This is a genomic window from Nocardia anocheti (assembly GCF_029675105.1).
Classification (GTDB): domain Bacteria; phylum Actinomycetota; class Actinomycetes; order Mycobacteriales; family Mycobacteriaceae; genus Nocardia.
Map to the genome: position 1 here is coordinate 252,367 of NZ_JAQQFV010000008.1, position 25,348 is coordinate 277,714.

Genomic DNA, 25,348 nt, shown 5'->3' on the forward strand with positions numbered 1-25,348 from the left:
GACTCATCTCAGCGCAGGAGTTCGCACCCATGACCACCACTCTCGATTCCGCACCGCGCGTCGATGTCCGAGGGCCACGCTTCGTGGCCTGGGTGACCACCGGCGTGCTGGTCCTGGTACTCGTCACCGCCGCCTTCTCCCCCGTCGCCGCCGCGATCCTGATCGGCCTGCAGGCCGTGGTGTTCGCGATCGGCGCGGCGCGCGGCCCCGCCAAGCACCCCTACGGGCGGATCTACGCGGCGTTCGTGGCGCCGCGGCTGGGTCCGCCGACCGAGACCGAACCCGTGCCGCCGCTGCGTTTCGCGCAGGCGCTCGGCTTCGTGTTCGCCGGTCTGTCCCTGCTGGGCTTCGCGCTCGGCTCCTCGATCGTCGGCGCGGTGTTCGCCGGCTTCGCCCTGTTCGCGGCGTTCCTGAACGCGGCGTTCGGGGTCTGCCTGGGCTGCCAGATCTATCCGCTGGTGGCCCGCTTCCGCCGGTCCACTGCCCCGGCACCGAACTGACCCCCTGCACGTCATCTCTGAAAGGAACAACATGGCTCGCTCCGATGTCCTGGTCTCCGTTGACTGGGCCGAAGAGAACCTCAACGCCCCCGGCGTCGTCTTCGTCGAGGTCGACGAGGACACCTCCGCCTACGAGGGTGGCCACATCGAAGGCGCGGTCCGCCTGGACTGGAAGACCGACCTGCAGGATCAGGTTCGTCGCGACTTCGTGAACCAGGAGCAGTTCTCCGACCTGCTCTCCGCGCGCGGCATCAGCAACGACGACACCGTCGTGCTGTACGGCGGCAACAACAACTGGTTCGCCGCCTACGCCTACTGGTACTTCAAGCTCTACGGCCACAACGACGTCAAGCTGCTCGACGGCGGTCGCAAGAAGTGGGAGCTCGACGGTCGTCCGCTCTCGCGTGACGCGGTCTCGCGCCCGGCCACCCAGTACAAGGCCGCCACCCCCGACACCTCGATCCGCGCGTTCCGCGACGAGGTCATCGCGGCCATCGGCACCAAGAACCTCGTCGACGTGCGTTCGCCCGACGAGTTCTCCGGCAAGATCCTGGCTCCCGCGCACCTGCCGCAGGAGCAGAGCCAGCGTCCCGGCCACATCCCGGGCGCGATCAACGTGCCGTGGAGCAAGGCGGCCAACGAGGACGGCACCTTCCGTTCCGACGCCGAGCTCGCCGAGCTCTACAAGGACGCGGGCCTGGACGGCGAGAAGGAGACCATCGCCTACTGCCGCATCGGTGAGCGTTCCTCGCACACCTGGTTCGTGCTGCAGGAGCTGCTCGGCCACCAGAACGTCAAGAACTACGACGGCAGCTGGACCGAATACGGTTCGCTCGTCGGTGCACCTATCGAGTTGGGAGCGTAAATCTATGTGTGCAGCACCTACCCAGGGTCAGGCCATCCCGGCCGGTGTCGACGTGGAGAAGGAGACGGTCATCTCCGGCCGTGTCCTGAGCACCGACGGCCAGCCGGTGGGCGGCGCGTTCGTGCGTCTGCTCGACGGCAACGGTGATTTCACCGCCGAGGTCGTCGCCTCCGGCACCGGTGACTTCCGCTTCTTCGCCGCGCCGGGTTCGTGGACCCTGCGCGCGCTGTCCTCGTCGGGCAACGGCTCGGCCGAGGTCCGCCCCGAGGGCGCGGGCATCCACTCCGTGGACGTCGCGGTCGCCAAGTAGTACCACCGCACGACGGCCCTGGTAGGTCTCCTACCAGGGCCGTTTGCGTATCCGTCACCCGGACTGACTACACTTCGGCTCGTGGTCTCATCTTCCGATCCGGCCGAGAACGCCAGTGACGTGACCGACGCGGCCGCGCCGCGTCGCAGTGGTGACGAGGCAGTCAACGTCGCCGCCGAACGAGCCAAGGAAACCGGCGTCCGGAACATCTCCGTGCTGCCGGACCTCCCCCTGCCGCCCGACACCGCGAATCTGCGCGAGGGCCCCGACCTGAACCACGCCATGCTGGCGCTGCTGCCGATGGTCGGCGTGTGGCGCGGCGAGGGCGAGGGCAACAACCCCGCCGACGGCGACTACCGCTTCGGCCAGCAGATCACCGTCTCCCACGACGGCGGCGACTACCTGGTCTGGGAGTCACAGACCTGGAAACTCGACACCGAGGGCGGCGCCTACGTCGGCCCCGACCTGCGCGAGAGCGGCTTCTGGCGCGTCGGCACCGACGGCGACGACGAGGTGATCGAACTCCTGCTCACCCACAGCTCCGGCATCGTCGAACTGTTCTACGGCACCGCCCGCACCCAGTCCTCCTGGGAACTGGCCACCGACGTGGTCATCCGCAGCCAGTCCGGCGCGGTCGTCGGCGGCGCCAAGCGCCTCTACGGCATCGTCGAGGGCGGCGACCTGGCCTACGTCGAGGAACGAGTCGACGCCGACGGCGCCCTCGAACCCCGCCTCTCCGCCCGCCTCCAGCGCTACATCGGCTGATCCCGGCCCTGCACATCGGGTTCCGGCCTCTGCCGGTCGGACATGGAGCGACCCCCGAGCCGTTCCGTCGCGTTCCTGGGAACGTGGCGGTCCCGGTCGGATGGGCCGGGGGCTCGGGGGTCGGGTGACTGCTTGGGATTCGCTCTCAGCGCACCGCTGGGGGTGATCCCACAGTGGGGCTGCTAGCGGGCAGCCACCTCACGCATCCGTTGAACATACATTCTTCAGACCACCTCCTCTCTTGTGTACCGATGAATCTAGCCCTGTGCGACGCGGTCGGCAATTGATTTAATTCCGGCTCTGACCTGGGTGGATTCCGGAGGCGGTCACCGTCACCACGGTGTCGGCGCGGTGGTCGGTGGGGAGTTGGTGGGTGACGACGACGACCGTGCGGTCCGGGTCGACCAGGCCGCTGTCCGCGTCGAGCAGAGCACGCAGCAGGTGCTCGCCTTCGGCGGCGTCGAGGTGTTCGGTCGGTTCGTCCAGCAGCAGGGTGTGGGCCCGGGAGACCAGTGCGCGCGCGAGCAGGATGCGCCGCCGCTGACCACCGGATACCGCCGCCGCTCCCCCGGTCAGCGTGGTGTGCAGGCCCTTCGGCAAGGTCTCCAGCCAGTCCCCGAGACCGACCGCGCGCAAGGCGTTCTCGGCCGTCTCCTCGGTGAGATCGCCCCGCGCCACCCGCAGATTCTCCAGCAGCGAGGTGCCGAACAGATGCGCGTCCTCGGCGAAGAACGTCACCCCCTCGCGCGGGGTGTCTAACAACCCCGCCCATGCCATGAGCAGCGTCGTCTTCCCGGCCCCACTGGGCCCGACAACCACGACCCGCCGCCCATGCGGCAGACCCTCAGCCCACTCGGCCACATCCCCACCCGCCTCGCCCGCGATCGCAGTGCCACCATCGGCGGCCCTACTCGCGGTGTCAGCGGCACCACGCGCAGCCCCACCCACGACCACGGCCGTACCCGACGCGGCATCGCGCACGGACGCGATCGCGGTGCCCGCAGCCTCACTCGTGTCCACACCGGTACCCGACGCGACCTCGCGCATGGACGCGGTGGTGCTCGCAGTGACAGCGGTGCCGCGCACGGCCACGGTCGTACGCGTGGCCACGGCTGTGCGTGGCCCGGCCTCGGGCACGGGTGCGGTGTTGCCGCGTTCGGCCTGTTGGAGGCGGTGGAGGGCGGCGCGGGAGGTGGTGAGGGTGGTGGCCGCGGTGGGGAGGGCGGCGACGGCTTCGAAGGCCGAGAGCGGGACCAGGACCAGGATGGTGAGGGCCATGGGGGTCATGCCGCCGGGCAGGCCACCGGTGGGGCCGTAGGCGGCGATGCCGACGAGCAGGGCGCCGAGCGCGCTGACGCCGATCGCGAGCGGGGTGGCCGCGGCGGCCCAGGCGCTGTGCGAGGCGGCCTTGTCCTCGGCCGCCACCGCCCGCCGCGACGCCGTGTCCGCCTGCTGGAGGGCCGCGTCCAACCGGCCCGCGACCCGCAGTTCAGCGGCGTGATCGAGCACCGTCATGGCCTCGGCCGTGAAATCGCCTCGATCCACCCGCACCGCCCGCTCGGCTTCACGTCCCGCCACCGCCGACAACCACGGCGCCAACACCCCCGAAACCCCCAGCGCCACCGCCAGAATCACCGCCGCGAGCGGCGAGATGATCGCGATCAACCCGACCGCAGCCAGCGACAACACCACCGCGACCGCCACCGGCACGAACACCCGCACCACCACGGCCCCGAGATCATCGATATCGGCCCCCACCCGCACCAACACGTCCCCACGCCGCAACTCCCGCCCACTCCCGGCAGTCACCCCACCCGGCTCACCACTCGTCCACCACTGCGGCCCATCTTCGACCTCGTCGGTGGGCAGGGCCCGGCTGGATGCGCGGCCGAGCACGCCCGCGGCACGTTGGGGATCGCGCCACCACCAGATGTCCGCGTGAGCCAGGGTGCGGTACACACTGGTTCGCGCGGAGGTCATCGCGCGCAGTGCCACATCGTGGGTGGCGAGGCGTTCCAGGTAGCGGCACAGGCCGCGTGAGATGCCGAGCGCGCGCACCGCCACCACCGCGACGCTGAGGTCCAGGACCGGCGGCATCTGCCAGGCGCGGGCGATCAGCCAGGCGGCCAGGGCGGCCAGGCCGAGTCCGCTGCCGAGCGCGACCACGCCCCAGGCGACGGCCACCGCCACCCGCCACGGTGACAGGGCGAGCAATCCCCACATCGCCCGCACATCCGCCGTCAACGACCGCTCACCACTCACGGAACTCACCCCGCACTTCGTCCCGCGAGACGGGCAGGTCACCGGAAGACACCGAAATCCTGTTCACACCAGCGGATTCCAGCGGCGCACCAGCACTCACCGGCACCACGACATCGGCCGCGGCGAGCACGGTGGGCCGATGACCGACGACCACCACGGTCGCCCCACGCGCCGCGATCTCACGCAGGGCGGTGAGCACGCGCTGTTCGGCGGCATGATCGAGATGGGCGGTGGGCTCGTCGAGCAGCAGGATCGGGCGATCGGCCGCCAACACACGGGTGAGGGCGAGACGTTGCCGCTGCCCCAGGGACAAGCCCGTACCGCCCTGACCGACAACGGTGTCCCAGCGGTCGGGAAGTTCATCGAGCACGGCATCGAAACCGGTTGCGGCGCTGACCTGTTCGAGCCGGGACAGATAGTCCTGCGCGCCACCCAGTGACCCGCCACGACCGTCATCGACCCCGGCACCGAGCAATTCGACGTTCTCCCGCAACGTCCCCGGCACCAGCACCGGCCGCTGCGGCAACCACGCGATCCGCCCCCACCACCGCGCGGAATCGAGCTCCCGCACATCGACCCCGTCGACCAGCACGCTGCCCCGATCGGCCGAGATCAGACCCAGAATCGCCTGCAAGGTAGTCGATTTCCCACATCCATTGGGACCGGTCAGCACCGTCACGACCCCCGGCGCCAATTCCGCGTCGAGCCGATCGGGCGCCACCCCCGACCGCGCGCCGACCGTCAACTCACGCAGCGTGATCCGACTACCGGCCCACACGCCACGATCCGCCGACCTCGAATCACCGCCGGTCCCGGCCGCCGGACTCCCCGGTTCCAGCACCGCGAACGCCTTCTCCGCCGCCGCCATCCCGTCCTGCGCCGCGTGGAACTTCTCCCCCACCAGCCGCAGCGGCCAGTACACCTCCGGCGCCAGGATCAATGCCACCAGCCCGGCGTACAACGTCATCTCCCCGTACACCAGCCGCAATCCGATGGCGACGGCGATCAGCGCGACGCTCAGGGTCGCGAGGCTCTCCAGCACCATCGAGGACAGGAAGGCGATCCGCAACGCCTTCATGGTGCGTTGCCGCAGCGAATCACCCAGCGCCCGCACCTGTTCCACCATGCTCGGTCCGCTGACGCCCTCGCGTCCCAGCGCGCGCAGGGTCGGCATCCCGGCGAAGAGGTCCAGGATCTGGTCGGAGAGACGGGTGGTGGCGGCGAGGGTGGCTTCGGCGCGGCCCTGGGTGAGCAGGCCGATGAGGATCATGAAGATCGGGATGAGGGGCACGGTGATCACCGCGATCAGCGCCGAGGTCGGATCGTGGAAGGCGATCACCACCAGCACGATCGGTGGCACGAGGCAGGCCAGCAGCAGGGCGGGCAGATAGCCGGTGAACCAGCCGCGCAGCCCGCTGAGGCCGTTGCCGACGACGACCGCGATCTCGGTGCGCCGCGCGTCGAGTTCGCGTGGTGACAGTTCGGCGCCCGCTCGCAGCACCGCGTTCTCCAGTTCGGCCACCACCGCGCTGCCCGCCCGATGCGCCAGCCGCGCCTGCCACCAGCTCGCCGCCGCCCGCACCGCCACGGCGACCGCGAGCAGCACCAATTCGGTCGTCCACGAGGCGAACTCGCGCTTGTCGGGATCGGTGATCACCCCGGCGAGCACACGCCCGAGCAGCAGCGCCATGGCCACGATCGAGGCCGTGATCACCAACGCGAGCACCACCGCGATCACCAGATGCGGTCGCGCCGACCGGGCGTACCGCCACAGCCGAGGGTCCACCGGCTTACGCCCGCCCGCCGACCGGTCGGCCGCGTCGCGATCCACCGGGCCCACCGGGGTCAGTCCTTACCGGTGAACGGCAGCCCGATCGGCGCCGGGATCTGTTCGACCCGGATCCGCTGACGGAACACCCAGTACGTCCAGCCCTGGTAGATCAGCACGACCGGCGTCGCGATCAGGGCCGCCCAGCTCATCACCTTCAGGGTGTAGGGCGTGGAGGAGGCGTTGTAGACGGTGAGGTGGTAGAGCGGGTCGATGGTGGAGGGCAGCACGTTCGGGAACATCGAGCCGACGATGAGCACCGTCGCGCCGATCACCGTCAGCGTGGTGCCGACGAAGGCCCAGCCGTCGCGTCCGGCGAGGTTCGCCGCGGCGGCGAGTAGCAGACCGGCCACGGCGAGCGCCAGCATCGCCCAGGTCCAGCCGGTGCCGTAGGCGAGCTGGGTCCACAGGCCGAAGGCGCCGACCACCAGCGCGGCGGGTGCCAGCAGCAGCCGGGCGGCGCGCTCGGCGTCGGCGCGCACCTCGCCCGCGGTCTTGAGCGTCAGGAAGATCGCGCCGTGCAGGGCGAACAGGGTGGCCGTGGCCAGGCCGCCGAGCAGCGCGTAGGGGCTGAACAGGTCCCACACCGAGCCGACGATCTGCTTGCGCTCGTTCAGCGGCACGCCGCGCACCATGTTCGCGAACACCCAGCCCCAGGCCAGCGCGGGCACCCAGGAGCCGATCCCGATGCCGATATCGCACCACCGGCGCCACTTCGGATCGTTGATCTTGCCCCGGTACTCGATCGCGCAGACCCGCAGGATCAACGCCACCAGCAACAGCAGCAGCGCCAGGTAGAACCCGGAGAACATGCTCGCGTACCACTCCGGGAAGGCGGCGAACAGCGCGCCACCAGCGGTGATCAGCCACACCTCGTTACCGTCCCACACCGGACCGATGGTGTTGAGCACCACGCGCCTGCGGGTGTCGGAGCCCTTGCCCAGGATCGGCATGAGCATGCCGACACCGAAGTCGAAGCCCTCCAGCACGAAGTAGCCGGTGAACAGCACGCCGATCAGTACGAACCAGAATTCCTGCAGATTCACGGCCTGCTCCTAGTAGGCGAAGGACAGTTGTTCGACGGACGGCTCCTCCGAGGTGTCCGACGCGGGCTTCGGCGTGTCCGGCCCGGCGACGACGTAGCGGCGGATCAGGTAGAACCACACCACCGCCAGCGCACCGTAGAGCAGCGTGAACACGATCAGCGAGAACAGCACGGTGGTGGCGGAGTGTTCGGAGACCGCCTGCTGCACCGTCATCCGGATGTTCGGATCGCCGGTGGGATTGGGCACCACCGCCCACGGCTGACGCCCCATCTCGGTGAACACCCAGCCCGCGCTGTTGGCCAGGAACGGCGTGGGGATGGCGAGCAGACTCAGCCAGGAGAACCACCGCTGGTCGGGCACGCGGCCACCGCGCGTCACCCAGAAACCGGCGAACACCAGCAGCATGGCACCGGCCGCCAGGCCGATCATGGCGCGGAAGGACCAGTAGGTGACGAACAGGTTGGGCCGGTAGTCACCGGGTCCGTATTTCACGTTGTAGGTCTGCTGGAGGTCCTGAACCCCTTCCAGCGTGACGTCGCTGAACTCACCTTCGGCCAGGTACGGCAGCACATACGGCACCTTCAGCACGTGGATCACGCTGTCGCAGTTGTTGTGCGTGCCGACGGTGAGCACCGAGAAGTCGGGGTCGGTCTCGGTGTGGCACAACGATTCCGCCGAGGCCATCTTCATCGGCTGCTGGTCGAACATGAGCTTGCCCTGGATGTCACCGGTGAACACCAGCGCGATCCCGGCGAGCACCACGACCACCAGCGACGCGCGCGCCGCCGGACGCCACATCGTGCGCGCCTCTTCGAGTTTCGCGGCGTCGCCGCTGCGCGCGTTGCGCACCATCCACCAGCCCGCGACACCCGCCACGAACACCCCGGCGGTGAGGAACGCACCGGCGACCACGTGCGGGAACGCCGCCAGCGTCGTGTTGTTGGTGAGCAGCGCGACGATGCTCTCCAATTCGGCGCGGCCGGTTTCCGGGTTGTAGCGCGCGCCCACCGGATGCTGCATGAACGAATTCGCGGCGACGATGAAGTACGCCGAGGCGTTCACGCCGAGCGCGACGATCCAAATCGTCGCCAGGTGAACGAGTTTCGGCAATCGCGTCCAGCCGAAGATCCACAGTCCGATGAACGTGGACTCCATGAAGAACGCGATGAGCGCTTCCAAAGCCAGTGGGGCGCCGAAGATGTCGCCGATGAAGCGCGAGTATTCGCTCCAGTTCATGCCGAACTGGAATTCCTGCACGATGCCGGTGGCCACGCCGAGGGCGAAGTTGATCAGGAAGAGTTTGCCGAAGAATTTCGTGAGTCGGTACCAGCGTTCGTTACCGGTGACCACCCACGCGGTCTGCATCATCGCGATCAGCGGCGCGAGACCGATGGTCAGTGGTACGAAGATGAAGTGGTAGACGGTCGTGATCCCGAATTGCCACCGGGAGACATCGAGCGTGTCCATCCGACCTCCAACTTCTACTACGACGACTTGTAGTAGATGTTACGCGGGGAACGCCGCCGATCAAGGGTGACGACGGACACGACACGCCGAAACCCCGCAGGGGCACGCCCACCCGTGCCCCACGCACGGCTCACCAGTCGCCGATGGCACCCGGTCGTTCGATGCCCTGATCCACCAGATCGATGATCTCCTGCGCGTTGTCCGGCGCCGACATCCGCACCCCGTCCAGCTGATTCACCCGCGCGGCCAGGGTGATGCTCGACAGTAGCCAGATGCTGTCACAGTCGAACAGGTCGGCGGTGAACAGCGACTGGTACTTGCACTCCCAGCCCGCCTTCTCCGCCACCGCGAACAGCGAGCGCTGCGTAACCCCCGGCAGCACACCGTTTTTCGCGGGCGGGGTGATGAGCTGCTTGTCGCGCGCGATCACCACCGTCGAGCGCGGGCCCTCGAGCACACGGTGCTCGGTGCTGTGGAAGATCACGTCCTCGGCGCCCATCCGCCGGGCGAAACGCAGTGCGGCCATGTTCGTCGCGTACGACAGCGTCTTGGCGCCGAGCAGCTGCCAGGGCGCGGCCTGCGCCAGATCGATCGAGATGCCCCGCGCGAGCGACATCACCTTCACGCCCTCGGCGCGGGCGGTCGCGACGCGTTCGGGAACCGGGGAGACGAGCACGTACGCGGTGGGCTTGGGATCCTCGGGCACCAGTTCCGAGCGCGGCGCGTCGAATTCCGAGTCACGGCCGCGCGAGTAGACCAGCCGCAGCATGCCCTCCTCCTCGTCACCCCACTCCTTGACCGCGAGCTTGACGGCCGAGCGCCATTTCGTCAGTCCCGGCTCCGGCAGTTCCAGCGCCTGCGCGGAGCGGCGCAGTCTGGCGAGGTGGTATTCCAGCGCCATGGCCGTGCCGTTGCGGACCAGAATCGTTTCGAAAACCCCGTCGCCTCGCAGTGCTCCGATGTCGTCGGCATAAAGCAACGGCGCGTCCGCATCAGCGAACGCGCCGTCGAGTGTCACAAGTACCCGTTCTCCCATGTGACGAGCGTAGGCGTTATCGGTCCGTTATGCCTATGGCTGCTACGAAACGGGCCCTCGTATCAGCCTGTCGCGGCGCCCGCCCGCGACACATGTCGGTGCACGCGCCTACAGTGGGTGTTGTGTCGCAGGTCGTCGCCCCCAGTCCTGTTCTCCATACTCCGGGTGCCGTCGCGGGCGCACCGGGCTCTCCCGACGCGGCGGTCGCCTGGCATTACGGCGATCCGTTCGGCGAGCAGAAGGCCGCGGTGCGCGCGGTCGCGGTCGTCGACCGGTCCCATCGCGCCGTCGCCACCATCACCGGTGCCGAGCGCCTGAGCTGGCTGCACACCATCACCAGCCAGCACATCGCCGCCCTGCCCGACGGCCACAGCGCCGAGAACCTGGACCTCGACCTCAACGGCCGGGTCCAGCACCACTTCGTGCTCACCGATCTCGACGGCACGCTCTGGCTCGACACCGAGGCCGAGCGCGGCACCGAACTGCTCTCCTTCCTCCAGAAGATGGTGTTCTGGGCCGACGCGAAGCCCGCGGACGCGCCCGACCACGCCGTGCTGAGCCTGCTCGGCCCGCAGGTCGACACCCTGCTGCCCACGCTGGGCCTCGACGCGCTGCCGGAGATCTACGGCGCGGTCGCGCTACCCGGCGGCGGGTTCCTGCGCCGGATGCCGTGGCCGGGCGAGCACGCCTTCGACCTGATCGTGCCGCGCGCGGCCCTGGGTGACTGGTGGACGAAACTCACCGGCGCCGGTGCCCGCCCCGCGGGCATGTGGGCCTACGAGGCACTGCGGGTGGCCGCCCTGCGCCCGCGCATCGGCCTGGACACCGACGAGCGCACCATCCCGCACGAGGCCCGCTGGATCGGTGGCGTCGACGAGCGCGGCGCCGTCCACCTGAACAAGGGCTGTTATCGCGGCCAGGAGACCGTCGCCCGGGTGCACAACCTCGGCAAACCCCCGCGCAACCTGGTGCTGCTGCACCTGGACGGTTCCGCCGACGAGCGGCCCACCACCGGCGACGACGTCACCGCGGGCGGCCGCACGGTCGGCCGGGTGGGCACCGTCATCGACCACTACGAACTGGGCCCGATCGCCCTGGCGCTGGTCAAACGATCGGTCCCCGCGGGCACCGAACTGGTCGTCGGCACCATGGCCGCCGCCATCGACCCCGACTCGGTCCCCGCCGACGACGTCGTGCAGGCGGGCCGCGCCGCCGTCGACCGGCTGCGCGGGCGATGAGCCCCACGCAGCGAGTCGGTGACACCGGGCGCGTCGAGGCCGTCTGCGTGGTGCACGCCGACATCGAGGTGCGCACCCGGGTCGGCCGCTCGGCGATCGACAAGCGACCGGTCGAGGGGCGGGTGCCGGTGCGCGCGCTCGGGCTCGAGGGTGACCACGTCTGCGATGTAGAGCACCACGGCGGCGTCGATCAGGCCGTCTACGCCTACTCCGACGCCGACGCGCAGCGCTGGGGCGGCGAACTCGACCGCACCCTGCCCGCGGGCTGGTTCGGTGAGAATCTGCGGCTGAGCGGGTTACCGGTCAGCGACGCGGTGCTCGGCGCGCACTGGGCCATCGGCGACACCCTGCTGGAGGTGAGCGCGCCGCGCGTCCCGTGCGCGGCGTTCCAGCAGTGGTCCGGCGAACGCCAGTGGGTCAAGCGCTTCACCCTCCGATCCGACACCGGCTGCTACTTCCGGGTACTCACCGAAGGCAGCATCGGCGCGGGCGACGAGGCCCGCGTGGTGCGCGTGCCCGAGCACGGCATCACCGTGCGCGACCTGTTCACCGGCACCGACCACGCCCTGCTCGAACGCCTGCGGGCCGAGGAGCCGACCATCTCCGCCGATGTCCACATGCAGATCGACCGGCACCTCCGCTCCGGGCGCGCCCTCGCCGCCGCGGGCCGGAGCGAGGCCGCACCCACTGCCGCACGGGAGGCTCGATGAGTGTCGAACTGGTCGAGGTGGTCCGTTCCGGTTTCCGCGAGTGCGTGCACCGCGGTTCGGTGGTCGTGCTCGATCCCGACGGCACCCCCACCCTCGAGCTCGGCGAGGTCCACGGCCCGATCTTCCCGCGCTCGACCAACAAGCCCATGCAGGCGCTGACCCTGCTGCGCAACGGCTTCGACCCCGTCGACGACGCCGAACTCGCCATCACCACCGCCTCGCACTTCGGCGAGCCCGACCACGTCGCCCTGGTCCGCCGCCTGCTCGACCGCTTCGGCCAGACCGAGGCCGATCTGGCCTGCCCACCGGATCTGCCGTTCGAGGAACAGGCCCGCGCCGAGGCCCGCACCGGCTCCGGCCCGAGCCCGCTGTACATGAACTGTTCAGGCAAACACGCGGCGATGCTGGCCACCTGCCTGATCAACGACTGGCCCCGCACCGGATATCTCGAGGTCGAGCACCCCTTGCAGCAGGCCGTGTTGGCCACCGTCGCCGACGTCACCGGCGAGCCCGAGACCGACCTGGGCATCGACGGCTGCGGCCTGCCGATCGTGCCCGTCTCGCTGATCAATCTGGCCCGCGCCTTCGCCGGTTTCACCACGGCCGAGCCCGGCACCGCGCCGCGCCGGATCGCCGACGCGGTTCGGGCGGATCCGCGAGTGATTTCGGGCACCAACGGCCCCGACCTGCTGGCCATGTCGAGCACCCCCGGACTGTTCTGCAAGATCGGTGCCGACGGCGTGCACGCGGGCGCGCTGCCCGACGGACGCGCCTTCGCCTACAAGATCGACGACGGTGCCGACCGGGCCAGGATGCCGCTGACGCTGGCGATTCTGCGTCGCCTCGGCATCGACTGGACCGACGCCCACACCGAGCTCGCCGCCACCGCCGTCACCGGTGGCGATGCCAGAGTCGGTGTGATCCGCGCGATTCCGGGGGTGCTCTGAGACCGGGTGGTCTCGGCGAAGAAGGGGCAAACGGTAGCGGTTCGGGAGTTCTTCACCCACTCCTGGGAGCGCGACCGTCTAACACACGCTAAAGTGTCTGTCAGGAAGAGTATTAATTCGAACGGGGCCGCCAACAAACCCCAGGCCGCCCCGCAGTGACGCGAGGGGGTCAGCCATGGGCCGTGGCCGGGCTAAGGCAAAGCAGACCAAAGTCGCACGTGAGCTCAAGTACAGCTCCGCGCCGACCGACTTCGCGAGCCTTCAGCGCGAGCTGTCGGATAGCACTCCGCTCTCACCACCGAGGAGCGGCGGAGTGATCTCCGATGAGCACGACGCAGACGAGTCGGCGTCCCGTTGGAACAACGAGGACGACGACTACGACAGCTGGCGCCGCTGACCGACCGTCGGTGAAGGGGGAGGCCCGCGCGGCCTCCCCCTTCAGCCGTTGTCACTCAGCGTGCGTCGGGCTCGCAGCAGTACGGCGAACATCCGAATAGACGACGAGCGTCCTGTGCACACACAGGACGCTCGTCGTGTTCGCCGCCTCGAGGCCCCGACCACCCCGAGCCGACGGGCACCTGCCCCCATATTCAGGTGTAGCCGATGTCGGCTCAGCACAAACCCCGCAAACGCGTGAGCCGGGTCGCGATTGTCGCGACCCGGCTCAGTGCGTGACGGGGATCAGAAGCGCGGGTGGTCGCCCAGCAGGACGGCGCGCGGCGCGTCGGCGTCGGCGGCCTTCTTGACCTGGCCCAGGGTCCAGCAGTCGATGTGACGGGCGGTGAGCACCGCCAGCGCGCGGTCGGCGTCCTCGGGGGCGACGATCGCGACCATGCCGACGCCCATGTTGAACGTCTTCTCCATCTCGACCCGCTCGACGCGCCCGCGCTGGGCGATCATCTTGAACACCGGCGCCGGGTTCCAGGTGCCGCGGTCGAGTTCGGCGACCAGACCGGCGGGCAGCACGCGCGCCAGGTTGGCGGCCAGGCCACCACCGGTGACGTGCGAGAAGGTGCGCACATCGGTCTCGGCGATCAGCGCCAGGCAGTCCTTGGCGTAGATGCGGGTCGGCTCGAGCAGTTCCTCACCGAGGGTGCGGCCGAACTCCTCGACGTAGCCGGTCAGCGACATGCGGTCGATGTCGAGCAGCACCTTGCGGGCCAGGCTGTAGCCGTTGGAGTGCAGGCCCGAGGAGCCCATCGCGATGACGACGTCGCCGGGGCGCACCCGGTCGGGCCCCAGCACCGAGTCGGCCTCCACGACGCCGACGCCGGTGGCGGACAGGTCGTAGTCGTCCGGGTCCATCAGGCCGGGGTGCTCGGCGGTCTCGCCGCCCAGCAGCGCGCAACCGGCCTTGATGCAGCCCTCGGCGATGCCGGAGACCAGCTCGGCCACCTTCTCCGGGACGACCTTGCCGATGGCGATGTAGTCCTGCAGGAACAGCGGCTCGGCGCCACAGACCACCAGGTCGTCGACGACCATGGCGACCAGGTCGAGGCCGACGGTGTCGTGCTTGTCCAGCGCCTGAGCGACCGCGATCTTGGTGCCGACACCGTCGGTGGAGGCGGCCAGCAGCGGCTCGCGGTATCCGCCCTTGAGGGCGAACAGACCGGCGAAGCCGCCGAGCCCACCCTGCACCTCGGGTCGGCTGGCCTTCTTCGCCAATGGTCCGAACAATTCGACTGCGCGGTCACCGGCTTCGATGCTCACGCCTGCCGCGGCGTAGGAAGCGCCTGCACCGCTGGGGGTCTGTTCAGTCATTGTGGGGGAAAGCTCCAAACCGAATCGGCGGATAGATGCCTAGTAACTCTAAGTGATCCGCCCGTCCAGCTGTCGTGCGGCTCCTAGCTCATTGTTCCAGCTCCTCGGCGAATGTGGTGTCGCTCTCGCCCCGCCGCGCGCGTTGCCGGACCGGGTCGGGAACCGGGACGGCCGCGACCAGCCGACGCGTATAGGGGTCGCGGGGGTGACGCAGGATCTGCTCGCGATCGCCCTGCTCGACACAGCGGCCCTCGCGCAGCACCACGATCCGGTCGGCCAGCTGGTCGACCACGGCCAGGTCGTGACTGATGAACAGGCACGCCCAGCCGCATTCGCGTTGCAGCTCGGCGAACAGTTCTAGCACCGCCGCCTGCACCGAGACGTCCAGCGCGCTGGTGGGTTCGTCGGCCACCAGCAGGTCGGGGTCGAGGACCAGCGCCCTGGCCAGGCTGGCCCGCTGCCGCTGGCCGCCCGACAGCTCGTGCGGATACCGGCGTTCGGTGCCCGCGGGCAGGTGGACGTCGTCGAGCAGTCTGCGCACCCGGTCGCCGATGGCGGCCCTGGAGCCCACCCTGTGCACGACCAGCGGCTCGGCCACGCACTCACCGATGGTCAGGCGCGGGTTGAGCGAGCCCGCCGGGTCCTGGAACACGAAACCGAAACGCCGCCGGATCGGGCGCAGCCTGCGCTGTGACAGCGTGGCGATGTCCTGTCCGCGCACCAGCACCTGCCCGGCGCTGGGCCGCTGCAAGGCCGCGACGCAGCGGCCGATGGTCGACTTGCCCGAGCCGGACTCCCCCACCAGCCCCAGCGTCTCCCCCGGCCCGATCCGCAGCCCGACCTCGTCCACCGCCCGGAACGCGGGTCGCCCGAACGGCCCGGGGAACTCGACCACCAGATCGCGCACCTCGAGCACCGGCTCGGCCGCCGGGTCGGGCGCCGGTCGCTCGCCCGCCGCGCCCAGATGCGGCACCGCCGCCAGCAGCGCCCTGGTGTACTCGGCGCGAGGCGCGGCGAACAGTTCGCGCACCGGTGCCTGCTCGACCACCTGTCCGGCGCGCATCACCACCACCCGGTCGGCCAGGTCGGCGACCACGCCCATGTTGTGGGTGATCAGCACGATCGCGCTGCCGAGCCGGTCGCGCAGATCACGCAGCAGGTCCAGGATCTCGGCCTGCACGGTGACATCGAGCGCGGTGGTCGGCTCGTCGGCGATGATCACCTTCGGTTCGCAGGCGATGGCGATCGCGATCATCACCCGCTGCTTCTGGCCGCCGGAGAGCTGGTGCGGGTAGTAGTCCACCCGGTGTTCCGGATCGGGCAGACCGACCGTGCCCAGCAACTCGATCGCCTTGGCGCGCGCGGCTTTCCGACTCATCGAACTGTGCGCGCGCAGCGCCTCGGCGAGCTGGAATCCCACGGTGAACAGCGGGTCGAGCGCGCGGGCGGGTTCCTGGAAGACCATCGAGACCGCGCCGCCACGCAGCGCCCTCAGCTGACGTTCGGTCATCGCGGTCACCGCCCGGTCGCCGACGCGCACCGATCCCCGCACCCGCGCGGTGTGCGGCAGCAGGCCGATGGCGGTGCGCGCGCTCACCGACTTGCCCGAGCCGGACTCCCCCACGATGGCGAGCACCTCCCCGGGGAACACCTCGTAGGACACCTCGCGCACGGCCTCGACCGGCCCGCCGTCGGTGGCGAAGGTCACCGACAGCCCGGCCACCGACAGCGCGGGCGTGCGGGTCTCAGTCATCGGCCTGCTCCTTCTCCGTGGCGGTGGTGACGGCCCGCCGGGTGCGCAGCAGCGGGTTGAGCGTCTCGTCGACGCTCTCGCCGACCAGCGTCATCCCGAGCACCACCAGCACGATGGCGGTGCCGGGGAAGATCGAGGTCCACCAGATCCCGTTGGACACGTCGTTGAGCGCCTTGTTCAGGTCGTAGCCCCATTCGGCGGCCTGGGTGGGCTCGATGCCGAAGCCGAGGAAGCCCAGCGCGGCCAGGGTGAGAATCGCGTCGGCGGCGTTGATGGTGATGATCACCGGCAGCGAACCGGTGACATTGCCCAGGATGTGCCGGAACATGATCCGCGCCGTCGACGCCCCGGTGACCCGCGCCGCGTCCACGTACGGCTCGGTCTTCACCGCCACCGTCGCGTTGCGCACCACCCGGAAGTACTGCGGCACGTACACCACCGTGATCGCGATGGCCGCCGACAGCATCCCGCCCAGGCTGCTCGACGTCCCGCCCGCCACCACGATCGAGACCACGATGGCCAGCAGCAGGGTGGGGAACGCGTAGATCGCGTCCATGACCAGCACCAGCACCCGGTCCACCCAGCGCCCCACGAATCCCGACAGCAGGCCCAGCGGCACCCCCACCAGCAGCGAGAGCGTCACCGCGACCACGATCACCAGCAGCGCGGTGCGCGCCCCGAACAGCACCCGCGAGAACACGTCCTCGCTGCGTACCGAGGTGCCGAACCAGTGCTGCGCCGAGGGCGGCTGCTGGGAGACGAACGCCACCCCGTCGGCGTTGTTCTGGGCCAGTCCGTAGGGCGCGAGCAGTGGCGCGCACACCGCCACGAACACGAACCCGGCCACCAGCACCAACCCGGTGATCAACGTGACCCGTTGCAGCCCGGCGGTCATCGACAGCATCCGCGCGCCCGGAATCCGACGCCCGCCCATCAGAACCGCACCCTGGGGTCGATCAGCGCGACGACGGCGTCCACCACGAAGCTCATCACCGCGACCACCACCGCGATGAACGCCACGATCCCCTGCACCGCGATGAAATCGCGCGCCCGCAGGTATTCGGCGAGCTGATAGCCCAGTCCCTTCCACTCGAAGGTGGTCTCGGTGAGCACCGCGCCGCCCAGCATCATCGCGACGCACATGCCCATCACCGTGATGATCGGGATGAGCGCGTTGCGCACCGCGTGCCGCCCGGTGACCACCCGCGCCGACAGCCCCCGCGCCCGCGCCGCCTCCACGAAATCGCTACGCAGTGTCTGGATCAGGTTCACCCGCACCAGCCGCAGGAAGATGCCGCCGGTGAGCAGCCCGAGCGCCACGGCGGGCAGGACCGCGTGCTCGAGCACATCCAGCACATAGGACGGCTCCCCGTAGCGGATCGCGTCGACGATGAGGATGTTCGTCCGTGGCGAGACGTGCCGCAACGCCAGTTCCACTCCGGTACTGGCCCGCCCGCCGACCGGAAACCACCCCAGCCACACCGAGAAGATCAGCTTGAGCAGCATCCCGACGAAGAACACCGGCGCCGCGTAGGCCAGCACCGCCGAGAACCGCAGCGCCGCGTCGGCGGTCGAATCCCGGTGTGTCGCCGCGTATCTGCCCAGCGGCACGCCGACGGCGAAGGCGATGAGCAGCCCCCAGAACACCAGCTCGAAGGTGGCGGCACCGTAGGTGATCACCACGTCCGCGATCTCCTGGTTGTCCTGGGTGCGCCCGAAATCGCCGTGCAGGAAACCGGTCAGGTACTCCCAGTACTGGGTGAGGATCGGCCGGTTGAGCCCGGCCGCCTCTTTGCGCTGTTCGATCTGGTCCTGGGTCAGCCGACCGCCCATGGCCGCGCTGATCGGGTCACCGATCACGCGCATGAGGAAGAACACCACGGTGACCAGCAGCCAGGCGGTCGGCAGGATCAGCAGCAGCCGGACCAGCAGATACCGCGCCAGCGCGAACTGCCGGGAGTCACTGCCACGCAGCGACTTCCGGCGCCGCGTCGGCTCCGTTTCGGCGCTCACCGCGGCCTACTTGCTCAGGACGGTGAACCGGAATTTGAACGAGCCGTCGAGTGTCTGCTCCACACCCGAGACCGACGGCCGCGACACCGCGACCTGCTTGCCCGAGAGCAGCGGCAATGTCGGCAGGTGGTCGCGCGCCAGATCGGTCTGCAACTTCTCGATCAGCTCGATCCGCTTCGCGCGATCGGGTTCGGTGGCCTCGGCGGTCAATTGCGCGGTGACACCAGGGTTCTCGAAGTGCGACTGCAGGAAGTTGTTCGGCCCGAAGAACGGTGTGAGGTAGTTGTCGGCGTCCGGGAAGTCCGGGAACCAGCCGAACTGGTAGAGCGGGTAACCGTCGGCGGCGCGCTCCTTCTGATAGGTCACCCACTCGGTGGACTGCAGATTCACTGTGAACAGCCCCGACGCCTCGAGCTGTGACTTCACCGCCGCGTATTCCTCGGACGAGCTCGACCCGTAGTGGTCGGGGTTGTACTGCAGGTTCAGCGTCACCGGGGTCGCGACGCCCGCGTCGGCCAGGAACTTCGCGGCCGTGGCCTTGTCCGGCTTGGCGCCGTAGAGCTCCTCGAGCGGCTCGGCGGCACCCGGCATCCCCTGCGGCACATAGCCGTACGCGGGCTGATACGTGCCCTTGTACACCGAGGTGGCCAGCGCCTCGCGATCCACCGACGACGCGACGGCCTTGCGCACCGCCAGCTTCTGCTCCGGTGTCGCGCCCGGCATGGTGTTCATGTTGAACACGATGTAGCGCAGCTCGCCGCCGGGTCCGTCGGTGACCTTCACCGAGGAATCCCCGCGCAGCGAGTCGATATCGGTGGGCGTGAACGAGCGGTAGCCGACATCGATGGCACCGTTCTGCAGATCGAGTTTCAGATTGTCGGAGGTGGCGTAGTACTTCATCGACACCGTCTCGGTGCGCGGGGTGCCGAGCACCCCCTGATAGCCGGGGTTGGCCTGGTACTCGACCAGCTTGTTCTTGTCGTAACTGCTGATCGTGTACGGGCCCGAATAGCCCTTGGCGGCAACGACTTCGTCGTCGGTGGCGACCCGGTCGGCCGGGAACACCTTCTCGTCCACGATCGGCCCGGCCTGGGTGGGCAGGATGGTCGGGAAGGTCTGATCGTCGGCGACTTTCAGCGTGAACGCGACGGTGAGATCGTCGACCACGTCGGTTTTCGCGAGATTGCCCAGCAGCGAGGCCGGGCCGTGCGGATCGTTGATCGCCACCATGCGATCGAAGGAGAACTTGACGCTGTTGGCGGTCAACGGATTACCGTTGGCGAAGGTGAGTCCGGATTTGATCTTGCAGGTGTAGACGGTCGGGCCGCTGAACTCGCATTTCTCCGCCGCGTCGGGCTTCGGCGTGGTGTCGCCGGGCGCGAAATTCAGCAGGTACGAATAGATCTGGGTCTCCACCAGCAGCGAGCCGTTGTCGTAGGCGGCGGCCGGGTCCAGCGAGAAGATCTTGTCGGTGGTACCCAGGACCAGCCCACCCGCTCCGTCGGTGCGACCGGAGCCGCATCCGGCGAGCGTGGCCGCGACCACGGCGGCGATTCCTACGGCGGCAACATATTTCTTCACCATCGGGCCCCGTTCTCGAACTGCGATATCAGGGGACCGTACCGGCGAAGCATTACCGCCCAGTTTCGAATGCGTCGATCACCGGCCGGGATGTTCTGAACAATTCTTACGTAATAATGTTGCGCCGCAATGTCATTCATATGACCTACGGAAAGGGCCGGTCAGGTTTATCCTGACCGGCCCTACCTGGAGTTCGCGCTACGGACGGCTCAAGGCGTCCACGTTGACGTTCTCGCCCAGCAGTTTCGCCTCGGACTTGCCCGAGAGCATCCCCTCGAGCACGTTCTTGCCGATGGCGGCCTCCTGCGGCAGCGGAATCGGGTAGTCGCCGGTGAAGCAGGCCGTGCACAGGCGCGAGGCGGGCTGCTCGGTGGCGGCGATCATGCCCTCGGTGCTGATGTAGCCGAGGCTGTCGGCGCCGATCGAGCGGCGCACGTTCTCCACCATGTCGGCGTAGCTGTCGTCGGAGCCGGTGCCGTTGGCGATCAGCTCCGCGCGCGAGGCGAAGTCGATGCCGTAGAAGCAGGGCCACTTCACCGGCGGCGAGGCGATGCGCACGTGGATCTCCAGCGCGCCCGCCTCCCGCAGCATGCGGATCAGCGCGCGCTGGGTGTTGCCGCGCACGATCGAGTCGTCGACCACGATCAGGCGCTTGCCGCGGATCACCTCGCGCAGCGGGTTGAGCTTGAGCCGGATACCCAGCTGACGGATGGTCTGGCTGGGCTGGATGAAGGTGCGGCCCACATAGGCGTTCTTCATCAGGCCCTGGCCGTAGGAGATGCCGGAGCCCTGCGCGTAACCGACCGCGGCAGGCGTGCCCGACTCGGGCACCGGGATCACCAGATCGGCCTCGATCGGATGTTCCTTGGCCAGCTTGCGACCGATCTCCACGCGGGTGGAGTGCACCGAGCGGCCGGAGATGGTGGTGTCGGGACGCGCCAGGTAGACGAACTCGAACACGCAGCCCTTGGGCTCGGGAGCGGCGAAGCGCATGGACCGCACGCCGTCGGCATCGATGGCCAGCAGCTCGCCCGGCTCGATCTCGCGGACGAAGGCGGCGCCGACGATGTCGAGCGCGGCGGTCTCGGAGGCCACCACCCAGCCGCGGTCGAGGCGACCCAGCACCAGCGGGCGCACACCGTGCGGGTCGCGCGCGGCGTAGAGGGTGTGCTCGTCCATGAAGGTGAGGCAGAACGCGCCGCGCAGTTGCGGCAGCAGCTCCATCGCGGCCTGCTCGATGCTCGAGTCGGCGGCGGCGTGCGCCAGCAGCGCGGTGACGATGTCGGAGTCGGAGGTGGCACCGGTCATCTGCGGGCGGCCGTTGATCACGCCCGCGCCGATCAGGCCCAGCTCGCGCGCGCGACCGGCCAGTTCGGCGGTATTGACCAGGTTGCCGTTGTGGCCCAGCGCCAGGCCGGAGCCGACGGCGGTGGTGCGGAAGATCGGCTGCGCGTTCTCCCAGGTGACACCACCGGTGGTGGAGTAACGACAGTGACCGACGGCGATGTGCCCCGGCATGGCGCCGAGGGTCTGCTCGTCGAACACCTGCGAGACCAGGCCGAGGTCCTTGAAGACCAGGATCTGCGAGCCGTCGGAGACGGCGATACCGGCCGCCTCCTGGCCGCGATGCTGCAGCGCGTAGAGGCCGTAATAGGTGAGCTTGGCGACGTCCTCGTCCGGAGCCCAGACGCCGAAGACGCCACACTCCTCACGGGGCTCGTTCTCGGGCTCGTCCGGAAGTGTGGATGTGCTGTCGATCGCGCGATCGGCGTGGGTCACCGTTTGCTCCCTGATCGGGTGGGCTGGGGGAATGGCCGGTCAGTGCACGGATGCGCCAACAGCAACTCCCCGTATTGCTAGGGCTGGGGGCACTGGTCATTCTACGGCCGATGGGGGCCTCGACGTGCACCGCAGTGCAAACCCGGCGCAATCGACCGTGGTGATCGCGCGAATTCCGGGGACACAGCTGTTACCGTGCCGATCGTGACCACCGAAGACAGTGCGCACGAACCAGCTGATTCCCCAGCGTCTCCCGTGGACAACGCCGATTCGGTAGCGAAGGATTCCGATCCGTCGCCGAGTCGGGGAGCGACGTTGGACACACTCCGTATCCCACCGCGTCGCTGGCTGCGGATCGTGCTCGCGCCCACAGTGGTGCTGTCGATCGTGTTGTCCCTGCTCGGGGTCATGTACCTGGCCTACATCTCCGACCCGGAGGGAAATCTGCACGATTTCCCGATCGCGCTGGTCAACCAGGACGTCGGCGACACCATCGACGTCGACGGCCGCACCCAGCAGGTGAACTTCGGCAAGCAGGTGGCCGACGCGCTGGTGGCGGGCATGCCCGCCGATCAGATCGACCTGAAGGTCGTCGGCATCAGCGAATCCGAGCGGCTGATGCGCAGCGCGCAGATCTACGGCGCCATCGTCATCCCCAGCGATTTCAGCAAACGACTGGGCATTCTCGGGGTGGGCAGCGTGGTCGGCGGCGAGATCGAACGCCCGATCATCACCGTGCAGACCAACCCCGGCATGGGCCCCTATTCCGCGGGCATCGTCACCCGGATCGGTCAGCGGGCGATGACCGAGGTGAACAACCAGGTCGGCCAGCAGCTCACCACCCAGGTCCGCGACACCCTCGCCGCCACGCCGGAGGGCGCGCCGGCGCCGCAGATCTCCGGGGCCGCCCAGCTCACGCTGTCCCAGCCCATCCACGTGATCGAGCAGGACTGGCGTCCACTCGCCTCCGGCGCGGGCCTGGGCCTGACCGCCTTCTTCTACGCGCTGCTCATCCTGATGGCCGGGGTGGTCGGCGCGATGGTCATCCACACCATGGTCGACGCGCAACTGGGCTTCCAACCCACCGAGTACGGCCCCTGGTACGTGCACTATCCGCCCACCCCGATCTCCCGATTCCACACCCTGCTGATCAAATGGGGCGTGATGGTCGTCGTGGCGATCGTCATCTCGCTGCTCTACCTGCTCGTGGCGAAGATCCTCGGCGTGGCCGGTCAGCAGCCCACCCAGCTACTCCTGTTCTCGATCCTGGCGCTCATCGCGGTCGGCCTCACCTGCATGGCCTCCCTGGCCGCCTTCGGCACCGCGGGCCTGCTCATCAACCTGGCCGTCTTCGTCATCCTCGGCCTCCCCTCCTCCAGCGGCACCGTCCCCATCCAGGCCACCCCCACCTACATCGCCTGGCTCGCCGAATTCGAACCGATGCACCAGGTCTACCTCGGCATGCGCTCGATCCTCTACTTCGAATCCGACTACACCGCGGGCCTCGGCCGAGGCATCTGGATGTCCCTCCTGGGCCTGCTCCTAGCCCTCATCGGCGGCATCGTCATCACCAAGTACTACGACTACAAGGGCCTCCACCGAGAAAACCTCATCGACAAGAAGAAGACCACCGCCTGACTACGGCCGGTCGTATATCCCGTGGTCGCCGACCCGGCGCCACACGAGGAGCGGCTCGCCGTCGTCGGTCTTCTCCAGGTGGAAGGTCGCGCGGCCGTCCGGAGAGGCGAAGTTCCATGTCAGCGAGCAGACCTCGGAGTTACTGAGCCGGTGCACCCGGAGACGCCGCGGCCAGCCAGGCGTGCCGCTGAACGCCCCGGCGTCGATGACAGGCAGGAAGTGCGACCGCAGAGCCTGTTGGAACATTCGCTGGTGCTCAGCGGGCAACCGCCGAAAGTCCCGGTCGAACGACGCGAGCGTCCGGTATCTCACTCCACCGCCTCGGCGGGACCCGCGGCGAGTGAGTCCAGATGCGCCAGCAATGCCTCGGCGTCGTCGAAAGTCTTGTGCCGCCCGGCTTCGACATCCGCTTCGGCCGCGCGCTCGGCGGCTTGATGCCCCTGCTCCCAGAACCACATCTCGTCGACGGGAACCGGCAGCGTCGGCCGCAACTCGATGACACCGTCAGCGCGCTCGGTGATCTCCAACTGCGCGCCCGGCTCGTCCAGCCGGTACTTCTTGCGCAATTCGGCAGGCAGCGCGACTGTCCCCCGCCCCTGGATAGCCGCATAACCCCGGAATGTGCCCATAACCCCAGGGTCCTCCGTTACCGCGATACCGTCAAGCAGCAAAACAGCAATGCGGCCGTCTCTACCCGGAGTCGGAGAGCCCGTTCGGCTTGATCGGGATTATCGGTAGCCAGTCGGCGATCTCGCGGGCTCGCATTCCCGAGGCCGACAGGGCGCCGGATTCGACGGCGGTGTCGAAGTCCAGTAGGCCGGTGGCCAGGAGCAACCAGGTGCGGGGATCGGTTTCCACGACGTTCGGTGGTGTGCCTCGCGTGTGCCGTGGGCCTTCGATGCACTGCACCGCCACGAACGGGGGCACCCGCACCTCCACCGAATGTCCCGGCGCACTGCCCGCCAGCGCCCGCGCCGTGCCCTTGACGGCCGCGCCCAGCTCCGCCCGCCCCGGCGCCGTCGCCCCTTCGTCCCGCAACCACTCCCCCACCGCGAGCACCGCCGCCCGCACCTCCCCGGCATCCACCGTCTTCCTCGCCATACCCGGCACGCTACCGACGGCGGTCGGGTCAGATCTTCTTGACGGTGACGGTGGATTCTTCGAGTAGGCGGGAAAGGTCGTCGGCGTCAGAGGTGTAGAGGACGACGGGCCCGGCTATTCGGCAGGCCGACGCGGCCAGAACGGCGTCGATCGCGTATTTGTGCCCGTGCATTCCGGCCACGGTCATCAGGCGGCGGGCGTGGGCGATCGTGGCGTCGTCGGTGTGCAGGACGGTGATGCGGGACATCGCCCACTCCCACTGTCGCGGTGCGCACCGGGGGTTCCACGCCTCCAGCAGGGTCATCGCCGAGGTCGCGACGATCGTGTCCAGATCGGGAGCAGCGATGATGAGCGCGTGGAAGCGCGGGTCACCGGTAGCGACGCGGGACAGGGCCTCCGAGTCCAGCACGATGGCCCCGGCCGATACCGACGGAGCTCGGCGGCGGCTCACGCCGTCTTGGGCTTGCGCGCCGGATCGCCCCACAGGGCCTCGAGCAGCTCGGCGCGCGCGGCGTCGATCTGCTCGGCGGACACCGGACCGTGCTCGGTATCCAGAAAGTCGCCCAGCTCCCGCAGTTTGTCCATGGCGTCGCGATGCCGCACCGCCTCGGTGACATAGGCCGACACACCGCGCTCGTCGGCTCGCTCGCGGATGGACTCGAGCAACTCGTCGGGAAGCGTGATGGTGACTTTTCGCGCCATATATCGAGTATGGCACGCACGAGGGGCGGAGCGGCGAGGATGGAGC

25 protein-coding genes are annotated in these 25,348 nt (G+C 68.9%); 9 read left to right on the top strand and 16 right to left on the bottom strand.

All coding sequences use genetic code 11. From position 1 onward, the window contains the following. Positions 1-29: 29 nt before the first annotated feature. The 4 genes from QC180_RS22220 (at position 30) to QC180_RS22235 (ending at position 2,440) form a co-directional block, all read left to right on the top strand. A complete protein-coding gene (locus QC180_RS22220) occupies positions 30-500 on the top strand; it encodes a DUF4395 domain-containing protein (RefSeq protein WP_278264719.1) in 471 nt (156 codons plus the stop codon). Positions 501-531: 31 nt separating this feature from the next. After that, positions 532-1,365 carry a sulfurtransferase gene (locus QC180_RS22225; protein WP_278264720.1) on the top strand — a complete coding sequence of 278 codons (834 nt, stop codon included), beginning with the start codon at positions 532-534 and terminating at the stop codon, positions 1,363-1,365. 4 nt (positions 1,366-1,369) lie between these two features. After that, a complete protein-coding gene (locus QC180_RS22230) occupies positions 1,370-1,675 on the top strand; it encodes a DUF1416 domain-containing protein (RefSeq protein ID WP_278264721.1) in 306 nt (101 codons plus the stop codon). 81 nt (positions 1,676-1,756) lie between these two features. Further along, positions 1,757-2,440: a heme-binding beta-barrel domain-containing protein gene (locus QC180_RS22235; protein ID WP_278264722.1), complete on the top strand. Its 684-nt coding sequence runs from the start codon at positions 1,757-1,759 to the stop codon at positions 2,438-2,440. Between the two features lie 288 nt (positions 2,441-2,728). Here QC180_RS22235 and QC180_RS22240 read toward each other — a convergent pair whose 3' ends face one another. From QC180_RS22240 to QC180_RS22260, 5 genes are all read right to left on the bottom strand, one after another. Next, positions 2,729-4,663 carry an ATP-binding cassette domain-containing protein gene (locus QC180_RS22240; RefSeq protein ID WP_278264870.1) on the bottom strand — a complete coding sequence of 645 codons (1,935 nt, stop codon included), beginning with the start codon at positions 4,661-4,663 and terminating at the stop codon, positions 2,729-2,731. Between the two features lie 28 nt (positions 4,664-4,691). Continuing rightward, positions 4,692-6,542 carry a thiol reductant ABC exporter subunit CydD gene (cydD, locus tag QC180_RS22245; RefSeq protein ID WP_278264723.1) on the bottom strand — a complete coding sequence of 617 codons (1,851 nt, stop codon included), beginning with the start codon at positions 6,540-6,542 and terminating at the stop codon, positions 4,692-4,694. Positions 6,543-6,547: 5 nt separating this feature from the next. After that, positions 6,548-7,576, bottom strand: a complete 1,029-nt coding sequence (cydB, locus tag QC180_RS22250) for a cytochrome d ubiquinol oxidase subunit II (RefSeq protein WP_278264724.1) — start codon at positions 7,574-7,576, stop codon at positions 6,548-6,550. Between the two features lie 9 nt (positions 7,577-7,585). After that, positions 7,586-9,043 carry a cytochrome ubiquinol oxidase subunit I gene (locus tag QC180_RS22255; protein WP_278264725.1) on the bottom strand — a complete coding sequence of 486 codons (1,458 nt, stop codon included), beginning with the start codon at positions 9,041-9,043 and terminating at the stop codon, positions 7,586-7,588. A 130-nt stretch (positions 9,044-9,173) separates the two neighbouring features. Continuing rightward, the gene (locus tag QC180_RS22260) at positions 9,174-10,079 is read right to left on the bottom strand and encodes an aminodeoxychorismate lyase (protein WP_278264726.1); all 906 of its coding nucleotides are present in this window, start codon (positions 10,077-10,079) and stop codon (positions 9,174-9,176) included. A gap of 92 nt (positions 10,080-10,171) precedes the next feature. Between QC180_RS22260 and ygfZ the strand changes: the two genes are divergently transcribed. The 4 genes from ygfZ to QC180_RS22280 all read left to right on the top strand — a co-directional run bounded on the left by ygfZ (position 10,172) and on the right by QC180_RS22280 (position 13,371). Next, positions 10,172-11,317, top strand: a complete 1,146-nt coding sequence (gene ygfZ, locus QC180_RS22265; RefSeq protein ID WP_278264727.1) for a CAF17-like 4Fe-4S cluster assembly/insertion protein YgfZ — start codon at positions 10,172-10,174, stop codon at positions 11,315-11,317. Further along, a complete protein-coding gene (locus QC180_RS22270; protein ID WP_278264728.1) occupies positions 11,314-12,027 on the top strand; it encodes an MOSC domain-containing protein in 714 nt (237 codons plus the stop codon). The genes ygfZ and QC180_RS22270 overlap by 4 nt, the downstream gene beginning before the upstream one ends. Then, on the top strand, positions 12,024-12,974 hold the full coding sequence (locus QC180_RS22275) for an asparaginase (RefSeq protein ID WP_278264729.1): 951 nt from the start codon (positions 12,024-12,026) through the stop codon (positions 12,972-12,974). Before QC180_RS22270 ends, QC180_RS22275 begins: the two co-directional genes overlap by 4 nt. Before the next feature lie 175 nt (positions 12,975-13,149). Then, on the top strand, positions 13,150-13,371 hold the full coding sequence (locus tag QC180_RS22280; RefSeq protein ID WP_278264730.1) for a DUF3073 domain-containing protein: 222 nt from the start codon (positions 13,150-13,152) through the stop codon (positions 13,369-13,371). 284 nt (positions 13,372-13,655) lie between these two features. Here the strand turns inward: QC180_RS22280 and purM are convergent, their stop codons facing one another. From purM to purF, 6 genes are all read right to left on the bottom strand, one after another. Beyond that, entirely contained in the window at positions 13,656-14,735 is a 1,080-nt protein-coding gene (gene purM, locus QC180_RS22285) for a phosphoribosylformylglycinamidine cyclo-ligase (RefSeq protein ID WP_278264731.1), read from the bottom strand. Between the two features lie 88 nt (positions 14,736-14,823). Beyond that, entirely contained in the window at positions 14,824-16,488 is a 1,665-nt protein-coding gene (locus QC180_RS22290; protein WP_278264732.1) for an ABC transporter ATP-binding protein, read from the bottom strand. Then, a complete protein-coding gene (locus tag QC180_RS22295; RefSeq protein ID WP_278264733.1) occupies positions 16,481-17,422 on the bottom strand; it encodes an ABC transporter permease in 942 nt (313 codons plus the stop codon). The genes QC180_RS22290 and QC180_RS22295 overlap by 8 nt, the downstream gene beginning before the upstream one ends. Then, on the bottom strand, positions 17,422-18,432 hold the full coding sequence (locus QC180_RS22300; protein ID WP_278264871.1) for an ABC transporter permease: 1,011 nt from the start codon (positions 18,430-18,432) through the stop codon (positions 17,422-17,424). Before QC180_RS22300 ends, QC180_RS22295 begins: the two co-directional genes overlap by 1 nt. A gap of 75 nt (positions 18,433-18,507) precedes the next feature. After that, positions 18,508-20,085 (bottom strand): ABC transporter substrate-binding protein, encoded by a 1,578-nt coding sequence (locus QC180_RS22305; RefSeq protein WP_278264734.1) that lies wholly within the window; start codon positions 20,083-20,085, stop codon positions 18,508-18,510. A 195-nt stretch (positions 20,086-20,280) separates the two neighbouring features. Then, positions 20,281-21,861 (bottom strand): amidophosphoribosyltransferase, encoded by a 1,581-nt coding sequence (purF, locus tag QC180_RS22310; RefSeq protein ID WP_278264735.1) that lies wholly within the window; start codon positions 21,859-21,861, stop codon positions 20,281-20,283. 315 nt (positions 21,862-22,176) lie between these two features. Between purF and QC180_RS22315 the strand changes: the two genes are divergently transcribed. After that, positions 22,177-23,499, top strand: a complete 1,323-nt coding sequence (locus tag QC180_RS22315; protein WP_278264736.1) for a YhgE/Pip domain-containing protein — start codon at positions 22,177-22,179, stop codon at positions 23,497-23,499. On the opposite strand, the gene QC180_RS22320 is transcribed toward QC180_RS22315, so the two are convergent. The 5 genes from QC180_RS22320 to QC180_RS22340 all read right to left on the bottom strand — a co-directional run bounded on the left by QC180_RS22320 (position 23,500) and on the right by QC180_RS22340 (position 25,302). Next, a complete protein-coding gene (locus QC180_RS22320; RefSeq protein ID WP_278264737.1) occupies positions 23,500-23,811 on the bottom strand; it encodes a hypothetical protein in 312 nt (103 codons plus the stop codon). Further along, positions 23,808-24,128 (bottom strand): AbrB/MazE/SpoVT family DNA-binding domain-containing protein, encoded by a 321-nt coding sequence (locus tag QC180_RS22325; protein WP_278264738.1) that lies wholly within the window; start codon positions 24,126-24,128, stop codon positions 23,808-23,810. Before QC180_RS22325 ends, QC180_RS22320 begins: the two co-directional genes overlap by 4 nt. Positions 24,129-24,189: 61 nt before the next feature. Continuing rightward, positions 24,190-24,600: a sterol carrier family protein gene (locus tag QC180_RS22330; RefSeq protein WP_278264739.1), complete on the bottom strand. Its 411-nt coding sequence runs from the start codon at positions 24,598-24,600 to the stop codon at positions 24,190-24,192. 28 nt (positions 24,601-24,628) lie between these two features. Beyond that, positions 24,629-25,009 (bottom strand): DNA-binding protein, encoded by a 381-nt coding sequence (locus QC180_RS22335; RefSeq protein ID WP_278264740.1) that lies wholly within the window; start codon positions 25,007-25,009, stop codon positions 24,629-24,631. A gap of 38 nt (positions 25,010-25,047) precedes the next feature. After that, positions 25,048-25,302, bottom strand: a complete 255-nt coding sequence (locus QC180_RS22340; RefSeq protein ID WP_278264741.1) for a ribbon-helix-helix domain-containing protein — start codon at positions 25,300-25,302, stop codon at positions 25,048-25,050. Between the last annotated feature and the right edge of the window lie 46 nt (positions 25,303-25,348).

Coding starts and splice junctions, on each gene's coding strand:
- QC180_RS22275 (WP_278264729.1), top strand. CDS start 12,024: ATGAGTGTCGAACTGGTCGAGGTGGTCCGTTCCGGTTTCCGCGAGTGC.
- ygfZ (WP_278264727.1), top strand. CDS start 10,172: ATGTCGGTGCACGCGCCTACAGTGGGTGTTGTGTCGCAGGTCGTCGCC.
- QC180_RS22220 (WP_278264719.1), top strand. CDS start 30: ATGACCACCACTCTCGATTCCGCACCGCGCGTCGATGTCCGAGGGCCA.
- QC180_RS22325 (WP_278264738.1), bottom strand. CDS start 24,128: ATGGGCACATTCCGGGGTTATGCGGCTATCCAGGGGCGGGGGACAGTC.
- QC180_RS22240 (WP_278264870.1), bottom strand. CDS start 4,663: ATGTGGGGATTGCTCGCCCTGTCACCGTGGCGGGTGGCGGTGGCCGTC.
- QC180_RS22255 (WP_278264725.1), bottom strand. CDS start 9,043: ATGGACACGCTCGATGTCTCCCGGTGGCAATTCGGGATCACGACCGTC.
- QC180_RS22290 (WP_278264732.1), bottom strand. CDS start 16,488: ATGACTGAGACCCGCACGCCCGCGCTGTCGGTGGCCGGGCTGTCGGTG.
- QC180_RS22260 (WP_278264726.1), bottom strand. CDS start 10,079: ATGGGAGAACGGGTACTTGTGACACTCGACGGCGCGTTCGCTGATGCG.
- QC180_RS22230 (WP_278264721.1), top strand. CDS start 1,370: ATGTGTGCAGCACCTACCCAGGGTCAGGCCATCCCGGCCGGTGTCGAC.
- QC180_RS22340 (WP_278264741.1), bottom strand. CDS start 25,302: ATGGCGCGAAAAGTCACCATCACGCTTCCCGACGAGTTGCTCGAGTCC.
- QC180_RS22280 (WP_278264730.1), top strand. CDS start 13,150: ATGGGCCGTGGCCGGGCTAAGGCAAAGCAGACCAAAGTCGCACGTGAG.
- QC180_RS22295 (WP_278264733.1), bottom strand. CDS start 17,422: ATGGGCGGGCGTCGGATTCCGGGCGCGCGGATGCTGTCGATGACCGCC.
- QC180_RS22225 (WP_278264720.1), top strand. CDS start 532: ATGGCTCGCTCCGATGTCCTGGTCTCCGTTGACTGGGCCGAAGAGAAC.
- QC180_RS22270 (WP_278264728.1), top strand. CDS start 11,314: ATGAGCCCCACGCAGCGAGTCGGTGACACCGGGCGCGTCGAGGCCGTC.
- QC180_RS22330 (WP_278264739.1), bottom strand. CDS start 24,600: ATGGCGAGGAAGACGGTGGATGCCGGGGAGGTGCGGGCGGCGGTGCTC.
- QC180_RS22305 (WP_278264734.1), bottom strand. CDS start 20,085: ATGGTGAAGAAATATGTTGCCGCCGTAGGAATCGCCGCCGTGGTCGCG.
- purM (WP_278264731.1), bottom strand. CDS start 14,735: ATGACTGAACAGACCCCCAGCGGTGCAGGCGCTTCCTACGCCGCGGCA.